This is a genomic window from Thetidibacter halocola (assembly GCF_018224955.1).
Lineage (GTDB): Bacteria > Pseudomonadota > Alphaproteobacteria > Rhodobacterales > Rhodobacteraceae > Thetidibacter > Thetidibacter halocola.
The window spans coordinates 36,539-51,959 of sequence record NZ_JAGTUU010000011.1 but is presented as its reverse complement, the minus strand read 5'-3'; the positions used below and the strand labels follow the sequence as shown (position 1 = coordinate 51,959).

6 protein-coding genes are annotated in these 15,421 nt (G+C 67.9%); 1 reads left to right on the top strand and 5 read right to left on the bottom strand.

Going from position 1 to position 15,421, the window contains the following annotated elements; genetic code table 11:
- Positions 1 to 9 precede the first annotated feature (9 nt).
- A complete protein-coding gene (locus KB874_RS21670) occupies positions 10 to 9,678 on the bottom strand; it encodes a putative Ig domain-containing protein (RefSeq protein ID WP_212538657.1) in 9,669 nt (3,222 codons plus the stop codon).
- Positions 9,679 to 9,956: 278 nt separating this feature from the next.
- On the opposite strand from KB874_RS21670, the gene KB874_RS21665 reads away from it, so the two are divergent.
- Positions 9,957 to 11,129 carry a LysR family transcriptional regulator gene (locus KB874_RS21665; RefSeq protein WP_212538656.1) on the top strand — a complete coding sequence of 391 codons (1,173 nt, stop codon included), beginning with the start codon at positions 9,957 to 9,959 and terminating at the stop codon, positions 11,127 to 11,129.
- On the opposite strand, the gene KB874_RS21660 is transcribed toward KB874_RS21665, so the two are convergent.
- From KB874_RS21660 to KB874_RS21645, 4 genes are all read right to left on the bottom strand, one after another.
- The gene (locus KB874_RS21660) at positions 11,126 to 11,890 is read right to left on the bottom strand and encodes an ABC transporter permease (protein WP_212538655.1); all 765 of its coding nucleotides are present in this window, start codon (positions 11,888 to 11,890) and stop codon (positions 11,126 to 11,128) included. The two genes, KB874_RS21665 and KB874_RS21660, sit on opposite strands and share 4 nt — an antisense overlap.
- On the bottom strand, positions 11,890 to 12,693 hold the full coding sequence (locus KB874_RS21655; protein ID WP_212538654.1) for an ABC transporter ATP-binding protein: 804 nt from the start codon (positions 12,691 to 12,693) through the stop codon (positions 11,890 to 11,892). The genes KB874_RS21660 and KB874_RS21655 overlap by 1 nt, the downstream gene beginning before the upstream one ends.
- 55 nt (positions 12,694 to 12,748) lie before the next feature.
- The gene (locus KB874_RS21650; RefSeq protein WP_212538705.1) at positions 12,749 to 13,720 is read right to left on the bottom strand and encodes an ABC transporter substrate-binding protein; all 972 of its coding nucleotides are present in this window, start codon (positions 13,718 to 13,720) and stop codon (positions 12,749 to 12,751) included.
- 234 nt (positions 13,721 to 13,954) lie between these two features.
- A complete protein-coding gene (locus KB874_RS21645) occupies positions 13,955 to 15,421 on the bottom strand; it encodes a mannitol dehydrogenase family protein (RefSeq protein WP_212538653.1) in 1,467 nt (488 codons plus the stop codon).

The following is a 15,421-nucleotide window of genomic DNA, read 5'->3' as shown; positions in this document are numbered from 1 at the left end:
TGCCACCCGTCAGAAGAAGCGGAAATCGTCCGCCGCCAGATCTGTCAGTGTGACACCGGTCAGCACGATCCGGTTCACCCCGTCGCCGTTCAGGTCATAGACCACGTCCGTGCCGACCTGCGTCGATGCGGCGATGAAGCCAGCGGCATCGCCCACTTCGGCAAAGCCTCCACCGAAATGCAGACGGTCGGCCTCTGCGCCCACGGCATGCGGGGTGAAGTCGGCGATCGTGTCGTCGCCGAAATTCGCCGTGTCGAAGACAAAGGAATCGCCGCCGGCGCCGCCGGTCAGCCGGTCGTTGTTTCCGCCGCCGTTCAGCGTGTCGTCGCCCACGCCGCCGCCCAGCAGGTCGTTGCCAAAGCCACCATGCAGGTCGTCGTTGTTGCGACCGCCATACAGCCGGTCGCCGCCGGAACCGCCTGTCATGGCGTCGTTGCCGTCGAGACCCACGAGGCGGTCGTTGCCATTGCCGCCGATCAGAATGTCGGCCCCGTCGTCGCCGCGCAGCAGGTCGTTACCGTTCGAGCCCAGCAGGCTGTCCGCGCCATAGCCGCCGATCAGCGTATCGTTGCCGTTGCCGCCGATCAGCATATCCGCCTGGGTTCCGCCATTCATCACGTCATTGCCGCGTTCGCCCTCGAGGCTGTCCCGCCCGGCATCGCCCAGCATCGTATCGCCGCCAAGCCCGCCCAGGATCGTGTCGTCGCCCGCGCCGCCATCCAGCAGGTCCGCCGCATCGCCGCCATCCAGCCAGTCGTCGCCCCCCAGCGCTTGGAAGCTGTCATTGCCTTCCAGCCCCTGCATCCGGTCGTTCAGCGCCGTCCCGTCCAGCGCGCCGCCCTCTGGCAGGGCGGTGATCAGGTTGCTCGCCACGGTGATCGCGAACTCTGTTGTCGTCGTGGCTTCCTTCGGGTCCGTGGCGCTCAGGCGCAGGGTGAAGGGGCCGGTCACGTCGGTCGGGATATCCGCGCTCAGCAGGCCCGAAGCCGGGTTGAAGCCCAGCCAGGGCGGCAGGGCCGAGCCATCGGCGAGCGTCAGCGCCAGCACAAGCGCCTCGCCATCACCATCGGTAAAGACACTGGCCAGCGACAGGTCGTGTGCATTACCGTTCAGCCAGTTCTGCGGATCGACCGGCGCCACCAGTTCGGGCACGAAATTCGGCGGGTTTATGGTGATGCTCAGCGCCTGCGCGTCCTCCAGCAAACTGTCGCTGGCGGTCACGATCACCTCGTAGACGCCGTCGCCATCTGCGCTGGGCGTCAGCCCGTCGAAGACCGACGGCGCAAAGCCCAGCGCGCCGGTCGCCGGGTCGATCTCGAAGAAGGTGGCGTCTGGCCCCGACAATCCATAGGTCAGTGCGTGGCCCTGCGGATCGTTCGCAAGCGCGGTGAACAGCGTGCCGACCTCGCCCTCGACGAAAGCAAAGGCGGCGTCCTCGGGCAGGACCGGCGCCGTGTTGACCGCGTCGGCGATCGCCATCTCGACCGTGATGCCATCCGCGTCCAGCCTCAGGACCTGAACGTCGCGCAGGATGTCCACGCCCTCGGTCGCCGTGGTCAGGCGATAGCTGCCATCCGCCAGCGCCTCGACGAGGATGCCGCTCAGCGCATCGGCATAGACCGCCACGTTGCGGTCGGCTCCACCCGAGCCGGTGATCGTGTCGTTGCCGACACCGCCATTCGCGGTGTCGTCGCCCGCGCCCAGCAGGATCGTGTCGTTGCCGGTGCCGCCCGCGACACTGTCGGCGCCATCGCCGGCGTTTAGCCGGTCGTTGCCGCCGCCACCGGACAGGACGTCGTCCAGCGCCGCACCGTTCAGCGTATCGGCAGCGGAACCGCCCAGCAGGGTGAACATCTCGACCCCGGTGAAATACTGGTTCACGAAGCCATAGCCGGTGACGGCGGTGTTGTAGTAGACCCCGTTGGAATTGCTGTTGTAGAGCACGGTCGAGGTGGCATCGCGCCAGTCCAGGATCAGACGGTCGAGCCCGGTTCCACCGACGAAACTGCCATCACCAAGGGCCATCAGGTCGGTGGCGAACGTGTCGTCGCCCGCGCCCGCCTCGAAGTGGTTCGAGGTGCCGAAGGTGCCGGAATTCGTCGCGATGCCGCGCACATCCAGCCGGTCGTCGCCCGCGCCGGTATAGAGGTGGATCAGTTCCACACCCTGCACGGTCGTCTCGTCCGCCGTGCCGGCATACCAGGTGACGGTGGTCTCCTGCGCCTCGGCCAGGACCAGGCTGATATCCTCGGCGGGGTCGGTCTCGCCCGCGTCGAAGCGCAGATCCAGGCTGATCCAGTCGCTGCCCGTCCCGGCCAGCACCGTGTCGCCCTTGTCGGCGCCGAAGACGCGGTCGTTGCCCGCGCCCGCGTCGAACCGGTCACGGCCGCCCACGGCGCGCAGCTGGTCGGCGCCGGCGCCGCTGCGGATGTCGATCTCCTCGATGTCGGTGTAATACTGGTTGATGAAGCCGTGGCCGGTGACGGCGGTGTTGTAGTAGACCCCGTTGGAGTTGCTGTTGTGGAGCACGGTCGACGTGGCGTCGCGCCAGTCGAGGACCAGCCGGTCAAACCCCGCCCCCGCGACAAATCTGGCCGAGCCCAGCGACAGGATGTCGGTGGCATAGGTGTCGTCGCCGTCACCCGCGTCGAAGTAATGCGACTTGATATGCCGGTCGGAATCCGACGCGATCCCCCGCGTGTCCAGCAGGTCGTCGCCGGCGCCGGTATAGAGGTGAATCTGCTCGACGCCCTCGACCACCGTCTCGTTCTCGGTTCCGGCGTAGAAGGTCGCCGTCGCGCCCTGGATGTCGGCCAGGACCAGGCGGATATCCTCGACGGGGTCGGTCTCGCCCGCGTCGAAGCGCAGATCCAGGCTGATCCAGTCGCTGCCCGTCCCGGCCAGCACCGTGTCGCCCTTGTCGGCGCCAAACACGCGGTCGTTGCCGGCCGCCGCCTCGAACCGGTCGCGGCCGCCCACGGCGCGCAGCTCATCCGCGCCCGAGCCCGAGCGGATGTCGATCTCCTCGATGTCGCGGTAATACTGGTTGACGAAGCCGTAAGTCGCGACCGAGACGTTGTAGTAGATGCCGTTGGAATTGCTGTTGTAGAGCACGGTGCTGGTCGCCGCGCTCCAGTCGATCAGCAGCCGGTCATAGCCCTCGCCCGCAATGAAACTGGCCGAGCCCAGCGCCATCAGGTCGATCGCATAGCTGTCGTCGCCCGCGCCCGCCTCGAAGTGGTTCGAGGTGCCGAAGGTGCCGGAATTCGTCGCGATGCCGCGCAGGTCCAGGCTGTCGTCGCCCGCGCCGGTATAGAGGTGGATCAGTTCCACACCCTGCACGGTCGTCTCGTCCGCCGTGCCGGCATACCAGGTGACGGCGGTCTCCTGCGCCTCGGCCAGGACCAGGCGGATATCCTCGGCGGGGTCGGTCTCATCCTCGGCAAAGCGCAGGTCCAGGCTGATCCAGTCGGTGCCGGTGCCGGCGATCACCGTGTCGCCCTTGTCTGCGCCGAAGACGCGGTCGTTGCCCGCGCCCGCGTCGAACCGGTCACGGCCGCCCACGGCGCGCAGCTGGTCTGCGCCGGCGCCGGAGCGGATGTCGATCTCCTCGATGTCGGTGTAATACTGGTTGATGAAGCCGTGGCCGGTGACGGCGGTGTTGTAGTAGACCCCGTTGGAGTTGCTGTTGTGCAGCACGGTCGACGTGGCGTCGCGCCAGTCGAGGATCAGCCGGTCAAACCCCGCCCCCGCGACAAATCTGGCCGAGCCCAGCGACAGGATGTCGGTGGCATAGGTGTCGTCGCCGTCACCCGCGTCGAAGTAATGCGACTTGATATGCCGGTCGGAATCCGACGCGATCCCCCGCGTGTCCAGCAGGTCGTCGCCGGCGCCGGTATAGAGGTGAATCTGCTCGACGCCCTCGACCACCGTCTCGTTCTCGGTTCCGGCGTAGAAGGTCGCCGTCGCGCCCTGGATGTCGGCCAGGACCAGGCGGATATCCTCGACGGGGTCGGTCTCGCCCGCGTCGAAGCGCAGATCCAGGCTGATCCAGTCGCTGCCCGTCCCGGCCAGCACCGTGTCGCCCTTGTCGGCGCCAAACACGCGGTCGTTGCCGGCCGCCGCCTCGAACCGGTCGCGGCCGCCCACGGCGCGCAGCTCATCCGCGCCCGAGCCCGAGCGGATGTCGATCTCCTCGATGTCGCGGTAATACTGGTTGACGAAGCCGTAAGTCGCGACCGAGACGTTGTAGTAGATGCCGTTGGAATTGCTGTTGTAGAGCACGGTGCTGGTCGCCGCGCTCCAGTCGATCAGCAGCCGGTCATAGCCCTCGCCCGCAATGAAACTGGCCGAGCCCAGCGCCATCAGGTCGATCGCATAGCTGTCGTCGCCCGCGCCCGCCTCGAAGTGGTTCGAGGTGCCGAAGGTGCCGGAATTCGTCGCGATGCCGCGCAGGTCCAGGCTGTCGTCGCCCGCGCCGGTATAGAGGTGGATCAGTTCCACACCCTGCACGGTCGTCTCGTCCGCCGTGCCGGCATACCAGGTGACGGCGGTCTCCTGCGCCTCGGCCAGGACCAGGCGGATATCCTCGGCGGGGTCGGTCTCATCCTCGGCAAAGCGCAGGTCCAGGCTGATCCAGTCGGTGCCGGTGCCGGCGATCACCGTGTCGCCCTTGTCTGCGCCGAAGACGCGGTCGTTGCCCGCGCCCGCGTCGAACCGGTCACGGCCGCCCACGGCGCGCAGCTGGTCTGCGCCGGCGCCGGAGCGGATGTCGATCTCCTCGATGTCGGTGTAATACTGGTTGATGAAGCCGTGGCCGGTGACGGCGGTGTTGTAGTAGACCCCGTTGGAGTTGCTGTTGTGCAGCACGGTCGACGTGGCGTCGCGCCAGTCGAGGATCAGCCGGTCAAACCCCGCCCCCGCGACAAATCTGGCCGAGCCCAGCGACAGGATGTCGGTCGCATAGGTGTCGTCGCCGTCGCCGGACGAGAAATAGTTGGAAATGTCGAAGGTATTCACGGTCGACCCGACGCCGCGGGTGTCCAGCAGGTCGTCGCCGGCGCCGGTATAGAGGTGGATCTGCTCGATCCCCTGCCAGCGCGTCTCGACCGCGGTGCCGGCGTTCACGGTGACCGTGGCTGACTGGGTGTCGATCAGGCGCAGGCTGAAATCCAGGCCAAGGTCCACATCCGCCGCCGTGCGCACCGTGACCGAGGCGAAGTCGGCGCCATCGCCGCCCTCGATCTCGGCCCGCCCGCGCGAGGCGAAAAGCCGGTCGTTGCCCGCGCCGCCATGCAGCGTGTCGTCCAGAACCCCGCCATAGAGGATGTCGCGCCCCGTGCCCGAGCGCAGGTCGAAGGCCTCGATCCCGACGAAATAGGCGTTGATGAAGCCATAGGCCGTCACCGAGGTGTTGTAGTAGATGCCGTTGGAATTGTTGTTGTAGATCACGTTCGAGGTCGCATCCGACCAATCCAGCCGCATGATGTCGGCATCACCCGCGCCACCATCGAAAAGGTGATCGCCGCGCGAGGCGTAGACGATGCGCAGGTCGTCGTCGCCCGCGTCGCCGTAAAGCAATTCGCGCCCGCCCGCGCCCGCGATCAGCGTGTCGTTGCCGTCGCCGCCGCGCAGCACGTCGTTGCGGGCATTGCCCTCGATCACGTTGTCCAGCGCGTTGCCGGTGATCGCGACATTGGCGACGGCGTCGATCACGCGCAGGTCCTCGACCTGCGTTGCCTGCACGCTCATGTCATAGCTGGTGGTCCCGGCCGAGGAGAGATCTATCCGGTCATCGCCCGAAAAGTCTGTCACCAGGTCGAGGGCATTCTGCACACGATACAGGTCGTCGCCCGCGCCGCCGATCATCGTGTCCGCGCCCGCAAGGCCGTCCAGCGTGTCGTCGCCGGCGGTGCCGGTCAGCACGTTGGCCAGCGCGTTGCCGGTGCCCACGCGGGCGAGGCCCGTCAGGGTCAGCGCCTCGATGTTCTGCTGGCTCGCGGTGTCCAGCGACCAGTCGACCGAGGCGATCACCAGGTCGCTGCCGGAGCCGATCTCGGTCACCTGTTCCAGCGCATTGTCCACCATGTAGGTGTCGTCGCCGTCGCCGCCGACCAGCGTGTCGGCCCCGTCACCGCCATCCAGCAGGTCGTTGCCCGCGCCGCCCCAGAGCGTGTCCGCGCCATCCGCGCCCTGCAGATCGTCGTTGCCTGCAAGGCCGAAGAACTCGTCATCGCCTGTGCCGCCGATCAGCGTGTCGTCATGGGTCGAGCCCTCGACCTGCTCGATGCTGGTATAGGTGTCGCCCTCGGCATCGCCGCCCGCCTGCGTGACCAGCGTCAGGTCGATCAGCACGGCGGCGGAGGCGTTGCGATAGCTGGCGCGGTCGGTGCCTGCACCGCCGATCAGCGCATCCGCCCCGGCGCCGCCCACCAGCGTGTCGTCGCCCAGGGCGCCGATCAGCGTCTGGTCCAGCGCGTTGCCGGTCAGGTCGCCATCGGTCACCGAGCTGTCGAGCTGCATCACCTCGATGTCGTCATCTGCCTCCAGTGCAAAGGTCGACAGGAAGACGACCGCAGTATCGGTGCCTTCGCCCGCGATCTCGACGATCTCGTCGCCGGAAGTGTCGATGTGATAGGTGTCGTCGCCGCCATGGCCGATCAGGCTGTCGGCATCTGCGCCGCCATCCAGCAATTCCCCTGCCGAAGAGCCGATCAGCGTGTCTTCGCCCGCGCCGCCATGCAGCGCGCCGTCTGCCAGGCCAAGGGCGTTGGCCGTCAGCACGTTGGCGCCCGCATTGCCGGTGCCGACCACGGCGCTGCCGATCAGGGTCAGGTCCTCGATGGCGGCCTGCGTACCGGTGGCGATGGACCAGTCGATGCTGGCGCGCACCTCGTCATGGCCGCCAACGTCGCCTGACAGGATCTCGCCATAGCGGTTCTCGTCCACCACGTCGCCCGCATCGTCGACGAAATACACGTCGTCGCCCGCCGCGCCCACCATCGTGTCGGCCCCGCTGCCGCCATCCAGCGTATCCGCGCCGGTCGAGCCCAGCAGCACGTCGTCGCCGACGGCACCCGAAATCGCATCGTCGCCTTCGAGGCCGATGATCATGTCGGCATCACTGCTGCCCGCCAGCGTGTCTGCGTGATACGAGCCTTGCAGCACCTCGATCCCGCTCAGGACGTCGCCCTGCGCGGTGCCGAACAGGCCAGTCCCGTTGCCGAGATCGACCGAGACGCCTGTGCCCGAGAAGACATAGCTGACCATGTCCTCGCCATCGCCGCCCGCGATCGTGTCGGCGCCCGCACCGCCATAGAAGAGGTCGGCACCGTCGCCGCCCGAAAGGCTGTCGTCGCCCGCCCGGCCAAAGAATGTGTCGTCGCCCGTGCCGCCCAGCAGCGTGTCGTCGCCCGCGCCGCCGGCCAGCAGGTCGTTGCCCGCCTCGCCGGACAGTTGTGCCGCGACGGTCAGCGTCTCGGCCAGCACCAGTTGGTCGTCGAAAGCGCCCGCTGCGCCCTCGATCCGGCTGCCGGCGTCATAGGTGCCGGAGTAGCCGTCGATGATGACGGTGACGGTGCCGCCGCCGGAATCGGCCAGGTAGACCAGTTCCGCGCCATCCGTCGCGCTGCCCACCAGCCGCTGGTCGGCGCGCCCGCCGATGTTGAGCAGCAGGAAGCCGCCCGACGGGTCGGCAAGGCCCAGCGGGTCGTCCGCCGCCGTCAGCGCCGCGCGGCCGGTAAAGTTGAACTCGGCCAGGGTCAGGCGCGGGCTGTCGAGGCGGAAGACGTCGCCGCCCAGGATGCGCGCCGCGATCGACAGCCCGGCGGTGATCGAGCCCGAGGCGTCGAACAGGCTGAATGGGTTGGTGGTCAGCGCGGCGAGGAACTCGTCATAATACAGCCGGCCTGGCGTGCCTTGCAGCGAATCCGCGATGTCCAGTTCGATCGTGCCGGTCACGTCGCCGCCGCCGTAAAGGCTGGCGATCAGCGCATCCAGCGTGCCGCCCAGGTAGATCGAAGCCGACAGCGTCGCCTCGGCACCCTCGCCGTCGATGACATAAAGGCCGTTCAGCGCATCGAGCGCGGTGGCGCCCGGCGCCAGCAGGCCCCGCGTGCTGTAGCCGAAGGCCAGGTCGAAGGCCGCGCTGACCGAGCCGCCCAGCGTGACGTTGATGCCCGGAAAGACCGGGATCTGGATCAGGCTGTCGCCGCCTGCGGACAGGGTGATGTCGGGAAAGTCGATCTCGACCAGGTCCGCATCGCCGCCGAACAGCAGCGCGATGATCTGTGACGGATCCTCCAGCAGCGGCAGGCTGAACGCGGGGCTGCCGGCCATCTCTGCGAGGATCGCCTTGCCGCCGCCAGACCCGTCCCAGTTGCCGCCCGAGATCGTGTCGAGAATGCCGCTCAGCGTCTCTGCGGCCGAGGTCAGCGGGATGTTCGCATTGGCCAGGTCAAGCGCGAAATCGCGAATGTCCAACCCCGCGCCCAGTGCGTAATCGCCGAAATTCAGCCCGATCTCGGACAGGTTCACGCTGCCCAGGAACTGCGCCCAGTCAGTCAGCGACTGCGCCAGGTCGACGAAGTCGAAGACCGGCCCGAGGTCGAGCGCGTCATCGGCCAGTTTCAGCAGGTCCAGCAGGTTAATCTTGCCGTCACCGGTGCGGTCCAGCAGCGTTTCCCAGTCCGGCAGCAGCTTGAGCATGGTGATGTCGGCGGTCAGCACGTCGAGCGCGATGCCGATGGGCTCGAGGATGGGCTGGATCGCGTCGAGGACCGGCAGCACCACGTCCTCGAGGAAACTGCCCAGGTCCAGCGTCACGTCGCGCAGCACGACCGTCGGCAACCCGCCAAAGCTCAGGTTCTGGTCGCCGGGATTGACCGTGGCATTGGCAAAGTCCCAGTCCACGTCCAGCGTGGCCGAGACCGAGGGCAGGGCGCCCGTGCCGAAATCTGCCGCGAGGTCCACGACCAGGTCCGAGGTGCCGCTCATCGTGACGTTCAGAAAGTCCGAGGAAAGCTCGGACAGGCGCAGCTTGCCGTCGTTGTTGGCGTCGGTCAGGTCGATGGAGAAATCGAGGTCGAGGTCCGATCCCGCGTCCGCGACCGAAAAGCCCAGGATGCCGAGGGTGGCGGAGGCGTTGAAACTGATTGCGCTGGCGTCCAGCGACAGGTCCAGGCCCGAGGCACCGCCGGTGCCGATGAAGAACCCGGTTTCATCCAGGCCCAGCGTCAGCGCCATGCCCGCCGAGGCCGCCAGCGTCGCGCTGCCCGACACGTCCAGTGCGAGGCCCGGCAGGGCGAGGTCGCCCGCCAGCGCCACGGCCGCGGTCGCCGAGGCTGCGGCGGCGATGGTCAGGGTGATCCCGCCCGTCCCCTCCGAGGCCGAGACGACGATGCCCGACAGGCCACGGTTCGCCAGCGCGTTCGCCAGCGCGGTTTCCAGTTCGGCGGCGGTGTAGGTGGCCGCGTCCGACAGGGTCGACAGGCCCGACAGCAGCGCTGTGCGCAGGTCGGCCACGGCCCCTGTGGCGTCGTTGACGCTGTCACCGAAACCGTCGCCGATCAGCGGCAGCGCCTCTGCCAGTGCCTGCGCCCGCCATGCCGCGTCAAGGACGGCCAGCGCCGTGTCGGCGCCGCTGGAAAGGGAATCGATCTGTGCCTGGGTAATCGTCATTGGGCGCTGCCTTGCCTGAACCGGAATCTGCTGAAATCGTCGAACCGGATTTGAACCAAATTGCTGAAGCCGTAGCCCGGCGCGGGTTGCCCGATCAAGCGCGTCTTGGGCGGAACCTCCTGAAAAGCGGCATTTTTGTTGCAACGCGCAAACGGGCCGTGTGTCGCCTTGGACGATTGCCCGGTCGGGTAGTGCAAAGGTGCTGCGCCAGGCCTTTCCCGGGCGCGGGTGCGGGTCTAGTCTGGGCTTCCCTGCCGCCCGGAATCCCGCGCCCCGCCATGCTCAGCCGAAATCTCCGCCATGTCCGGGTCTTCCTTGCGGTCGCGCGCGTGGGCTCGCTGACCGGGGCGGCGCGTCTGTGCCGGGTGTCGCAGCCCGCCGTCACCCAGGCCATCGGCAAGCTGGAGCGCGAAGCGGGCGGCGCGCTGTTCGACCGGACGCCGCAGGGCGCCTTTCCGACCGATCGCGGCGCGACGCTGGAGGCGCGGCTGCGGCGGGCGATGGACCGGCTGGACATCGCGCTGGCCGAGGTCTCGCCACGGCTGGTGCTGACCGCCACCTCGGCGCAGCTGCGCCAGCTGATCGCCGTGGCCGAGGCGCAGAGCGCGACACTCGCCGCGCGGCGCCTGGGCCTGTCGCAGCCGACCGTGCATCGCGGCGCCACGCAGCTGGAAAAGGCCGCAGGCAAGCCCCTGTTCGAGCGAACCTCCTTCGGGCTGGTGCCGACGCGTGCCTGCCGAGGCCTCGTGATGGCGGCGCTGCTGGCCCTGTCCGAATTCGCGCAGGCCGAGGCGGAACTGGCCGAATTCGACGGACGCGAGGCGGGCCGCATCGTGATCGGCGCGCTGCCGCTGTCGCGCAGCGTCGTGCTGCCCGAGGCGCTGGCGCGGTTCCGGCAGGTTCGCCCCACCCATCCGGTCACGGTGATCGACGGCACCTATGCGGAGATGCTGGCGGGCCTGCGGCGGGGCGAGATCGATTTCCTGCTGGGCGCGATGCGCGATCCGCCCCCGGTGGATGACATCGCGCAGGAACCGCTGTTCGACGACCGCCTGTCGATGTTCGCCCGGCCCGGCCATCCGCTGACCGTCGAGCGCGCCATCCCGCTGGAGGTGCTGGTGCGCCACCCTTGGGCGGTGCCACGCCCCGGAACCCCCTCGCGCGAGCAGTTCGACGCGCTGTTCGAAAGCCGGGGCATGGCCTTGCCGGACAGCATCCTGGAATGCGGGTCGATCCTGCTCATGCGGGAATTGCTGGTGCGCAGTGACCTCTTGGGCTGCATTTCGGCCCGGCAGGCGCAGGCGGAACTCGACAAGGGTCTGTTGGTGCGGCTGGACGTGGCGCTGGACTGGCCCGCGCGGGCCATCGGGCTGACGTGCCGGGCCGGCTGGGTGCCGACCCGGGCGCAGGCGCTGCTGCTGGACCTGGTGCGCGAGGCCGCGACGGCCTAGCCGTGCGGGCGCTCGGCCCAGCCGGCAAAGATCTTTTCCAGCGCGACCACCGCGTAATACAGCACGATGCCCAGTACCGCGAGCGCGATCAGCACCGCGAACATCAGCGGATAGTTGGAGTTCGTCTGCCCGGACAGGAACAGCGCGCCCAAGCCCCGGCCGTGCGGAGAGATGATCTCGACCAGGTTGGTGCCGATGAATGCCAACGTGACCGAAACCTTCAGCGCACCGAAGAATTCAGGCAGGGTCTTGGGAAGGGCGATCTTGCGGAAGATGGTAAAGCGGCTGGCGCCGAGGCTGCGCAGGATGTCGCGGTATTCCGGCTCCAGCGTCGACAGGCCGATGCCCACCGACACGGCGATCGGGAAAAACGAGATCAGGAAGGCCATCAGTACGGTGTTGAAATTGTGCTGCCCGATGAACAGCAGCGCCAGCACCGGCACCAGCGTCGCCTTTGGGATCGCGTTGAACCCCACCAGCAGCGGATAGAGCGCGTCGCGCGCCACCCGCGAAAAGCCCATGACCATGCCGAGAGCCGTGCCGAACAGCACCGCAAGACCCAGCCCCGCCACGGTGCGCCACAGCGTCTGCCAGCCACCGCTCACGAACAGGTTCCAGAAGCGGATATAGGCCTCGGGCAGGTCAGAGGGCGAAGCCATGACATAGTTGGGCCAGCCGTTGACCCAGACGAGGAACTCCCACACCGCCAGGAACAGCGCGATGGCGACGATCGGAACGGCGATCTTCTGAAAGGTCTTCATCAGTGCACCGCCTGTTCCGGATGCCGCCCCTGGGCGATCTGGATCTGCTCGCGCAGCGTGGCCAGCATCTGCGCGCATTCGGGCGTATAGAGCCCCTCGAGCTTTCGCAGCCCCTCGGCCTGCGGGTAATGCACATCAAGCACGTATTGCGTGCGGGCAGGGCGCCCGGACAGGACGAACACCTGGTCGCCCAGGTAGACGCTTTCGCGCAGGTCGTGGGTGATCAGTACGGCGGTGAAGGGCTCGGAGGCGCGCAGGGCGTGCATCGTCTGCCACAGGTCCTCGCGCGTGAAGGCGTCGAGCGCGCCGAACGGTTCGTCCATGATCAGCACGTCGGGCTTGTGGACGATGGATCGGCAGAGCGAGGCCCGCTGGCGCATCCCGCCTGAGAGTTCCGAGGGCCGCTTGCTTTCGAAGCCTTGAAGGCCGACCAGCGCCAGCAGTTCCTCGGCCCGCGCCTCGCGCTGCTTGCGCGGCATCGAGGGGGCGACGATTTCCAGCGGCAGGATGACGTTGTCGAGGATCGAGCGCCATTCCAGCAGCACTGGGTTCTGGAACGCCATGCCGACGGTCTTGCGCGGCGATTTCACCCGTTCGCCATGCAGCCAGACCTCGCCCGTGTCGGGTTTCATCAGCCCGGCAATGAGGCGCGTCAGGGTGGACTTGCCGCAGCCCGAAGGGCCGACGACGGCGGCGAATTCGCCCTCGGGGACGGCAATGTTCAGGTTGTCCAGCACCGGCAGCGGACCGTTCGGCGTCTGGTAGGCGTGGGTCACGCCCTTGATTTCGATGAGATTGGTCATGGCCTGCCGGTCCTGCGAATGCGCGCCGGCGGGTGGGCCGCCGGCGCGCCTTGCCTTACTGCAACATCCGCGCGTCGGCGGCAGGCAGGAAGCTGCTGTCGAAATAGAGCGCGGCGTCGGGCTCGGTCGTGAAGGTGTAGACCGACTTCGTCTGCTCGATCGCCTTGGCCATGCGGTCTGCGTCGACGCCGCCGATGCCGTTTGCCTTGACGTAATCGGTCAGCACGTTGGCGTCGACCGCCATCATCAGGCGCTCTTTTTCCAGGTCCGAATCGGCGGCCGGGTTGCGCTGCAAAAGGGCGGCGATGGCGGCGTCGGGATCGGCGATGGCGGCCTTCCAGCCGGCGGCGATGGCACCAAGGAAGCTGGTCACGGCCTCGGGGTTGGCGGCGGCGAAATCGGTGTTCACGATGATCGCGTTGCCATAAAGCGCCACGCCGTTGTCTGCCATCAGGATCACGCTGAGGTCATCGGCCGGAACTCCCAGCCGCTTGAGGTTCAGCGTCGACGAGAAGGAAAAGCCCGTCACGGCCGCGACCTTGCCCTCGGCCAGCATCGGCTCGCGCGTCGGGAAGCCCACCGGTTCCACGGTGATGGACGCGGTGTCGAGGCCGTTCTCGGCGGCGAAGATCGGGAACTGTGCCCAGGCGCCATCGGGCGGCGGCGCGCCCAGCACCTTGCCTTCGAGATCCTTGGGGCCGGTGACGCCCAGCGACTTGCGGCCGACCACGGCAAACGGGGGTTTGTCATAGACCATCATCACGGCCTTGACCGGCGCGCCGGGGTTCTGGTCGAGGAAACGCATCAGGCTGTTGATGTCGGCGAAACCGACCGGGAATGCGCCGGTGGCGACCTTCGGGATCGCGTCGAGCGAGCCCTGACCCTCGGTGATCTCGACGGTCAGGCCCGCGCCTGAAAACAGGCCGGAATCGATGGCGAGGAAATAGGGCGCCGAGGGGCCTTCGAACTTCCAGTCGAGGGCGAAGGGCATGTTCGTCTCGGCCGAGACGGCGCCAGCCGCGCCCATGACCGCAAAGGAGGCCGCGGCGGCAAGGGATTTGAAACGATGGAACAAGGGGTCTCTCCTGTTGACATGACCAGCCCTACGCTGGCCGGTTCGTTGGTCAAGATGACAGGCGTCATCGAGCGTCCGCAACAAGGTTGCACAATTCTCGGGCGTTCGCATGCGCCAATTGCGACATCTGCCTGCAAAATGAGCGTCTTCGCCCGGGCTGCGCCGGCGCGCGAAGAAGCGGGCGACTCAGCCGCCCGCGTGGCGCCGCAGCGTGGCGCGGCATCCCTCGGACCAGAGCGCGGTCAGCGCCTCGGCGAATGGGGCGGCAAAGCGGGGGGCGTCGGCCAGGTCGCCATAGATGCCCGCCTCGCGCAGCCAGACCTGCGGGTCATGCCGGGCGCGACGCGCAGCGTCGTTCAGCACGTCCCAGTTCGGGTCGTTGGGCTCGATCACCGAGCCGTCCTCGCGCGTGCCCTCGCACATCCGCGCCCAGAGCGCCTCGGCCAGGGCCAGCCCCGCGACGGAGCGGCCTGCCGCCAGTCCCTCGCGCAGGATCGGCAGCAGGAAACCTGCATGCCGCGACGAGCCGTCAAAGGCCACGCGGCGGGTGCTGTCGCGAATTTCCGGGTTGGCAAAGCGGGTCACGATGAGGTCGACATAGGCCAGGGGTGTCATGCCGGGCACGGGATGCACGCAGGGCACGATTTCGGCGGTCTGCACCGCGCGGAAGAAACCGGCGATGTCGGGATCGGCCATGCAGTCGGCGATGGTCGGCGCTGACAGGATTTCCCCTGCGTTGGCAAGCAGTTGGTGGCCGCCGTTGAGAATCCGGATCTTCATCGCCTCGTAGGCGTGCACGTCGTCCGTCATGGTTGCGCCGACGTCCTCCCAGGCCGGGCGGCCCATGCAGAAGTCGTCCTCGATCACCCATTGGCGGAAATTCTCGTGGCTCACCGGGGAGGCGTCGTCGATGCCCAGCGCGCGGACCTTTGCGACCAACTCGGGGCTGGTGGCGGGGACGATGCAATCGACCATGGAGTTCGGAAAGGCACCCTGTGCGTCGATCCATTCCGCAAGCGCCGGGTCGCTCAGCCGCGCGAGGCCCACCACGCAGGCGCGCAGGATCGCGCCATTGCCTTGCAGGTTGTCGCAGCACAGCGCGGTAAAGGGCGGGTGGCCCGCCGCGCGACGCGCGCGCAGCGCCGCCACCATCGCGCCGAACGCCGTGCGGGGCGTGTCCGGGTTGGCCGCATCAAAGACGATATCCGGATGCGTCGTGTCGAAACCGCCGGTATTGGGGTCGAGGTAATAGCCGCCCTCGGTGATCGTCAGGCCGACGATGCGGATCGCCTTGTCGCTCATGGCGGCAATCAGCGGACCGTTGCCCTCGACGATGGGCAGGTAGTCGATCATCGCGCCCGTCACCTCGACCGTGGTTCCGGCCGGGTCCAGTTCGACCAGAGTCGTCAGGCAATCCTGCGCCAGCAGGCGCTCGCGCATCGCCGCGTCATAGGGCCGGACGCCCGCGCCGATGATGGCCCAGTCCAGCGCCTGCCCCTGCTGCATCAGCCGGTGCAGATACCACGCCTGGTGCGCGCGGTGGAAATTGCCCAGCCCGATATGCACGATGCCGGGCGTCAGCCGTGCGCGGTCGTAGCGCGGGCGCTCGATGCCGTCGGGCAGGGCGGCGAGGGTCTCGTTGGCGAGTTTCAT

Coding starts and splice junctions, on each gene's coding strand:
- KB874_RS21645 (WP_212538653.1), bottom strand. CDS start 15,421: ATGAAACTCGCCAACGAGACCCTCGCCGCCCTGCCCGACGGCATCGAG.
- KB874_RS21670 (WP_212538657.1), bottom strand. CDS start 9,678: ATGACGATTACCCAGGCACAGATCGATTCCCTTTCCAGCGGCGCCGAC.
- KB874_RS21665 (WP_212538656.1), top strand. CDS start 9,957: ATGCTCAGCCGAAATCTCCGCCATGTCCGGGTCTTCCTTGCGGTCGCG.
- KB874_RS21660 (WP_212538655.1), bottom strand. CDS start 11,890: ATGAAGACCTTTCAGAAGATCGCCGTTCCGATCGTCGCCATCGCGCTG.
- KB874_RS21655 (WP_212538654.1), bottom strand. CDS start 12,693: ATGACCAATCTCATCGAAATCAAGGGCGTGACCCACGCCTACCAGACG.
- KB874_RS21650 (WP_212538705.1), bottom strand. CDS start 13,720: ATGGGCGCGGCTGGCGCCGTCTCGGCCGAGACGAACATGCCCTTCGCC.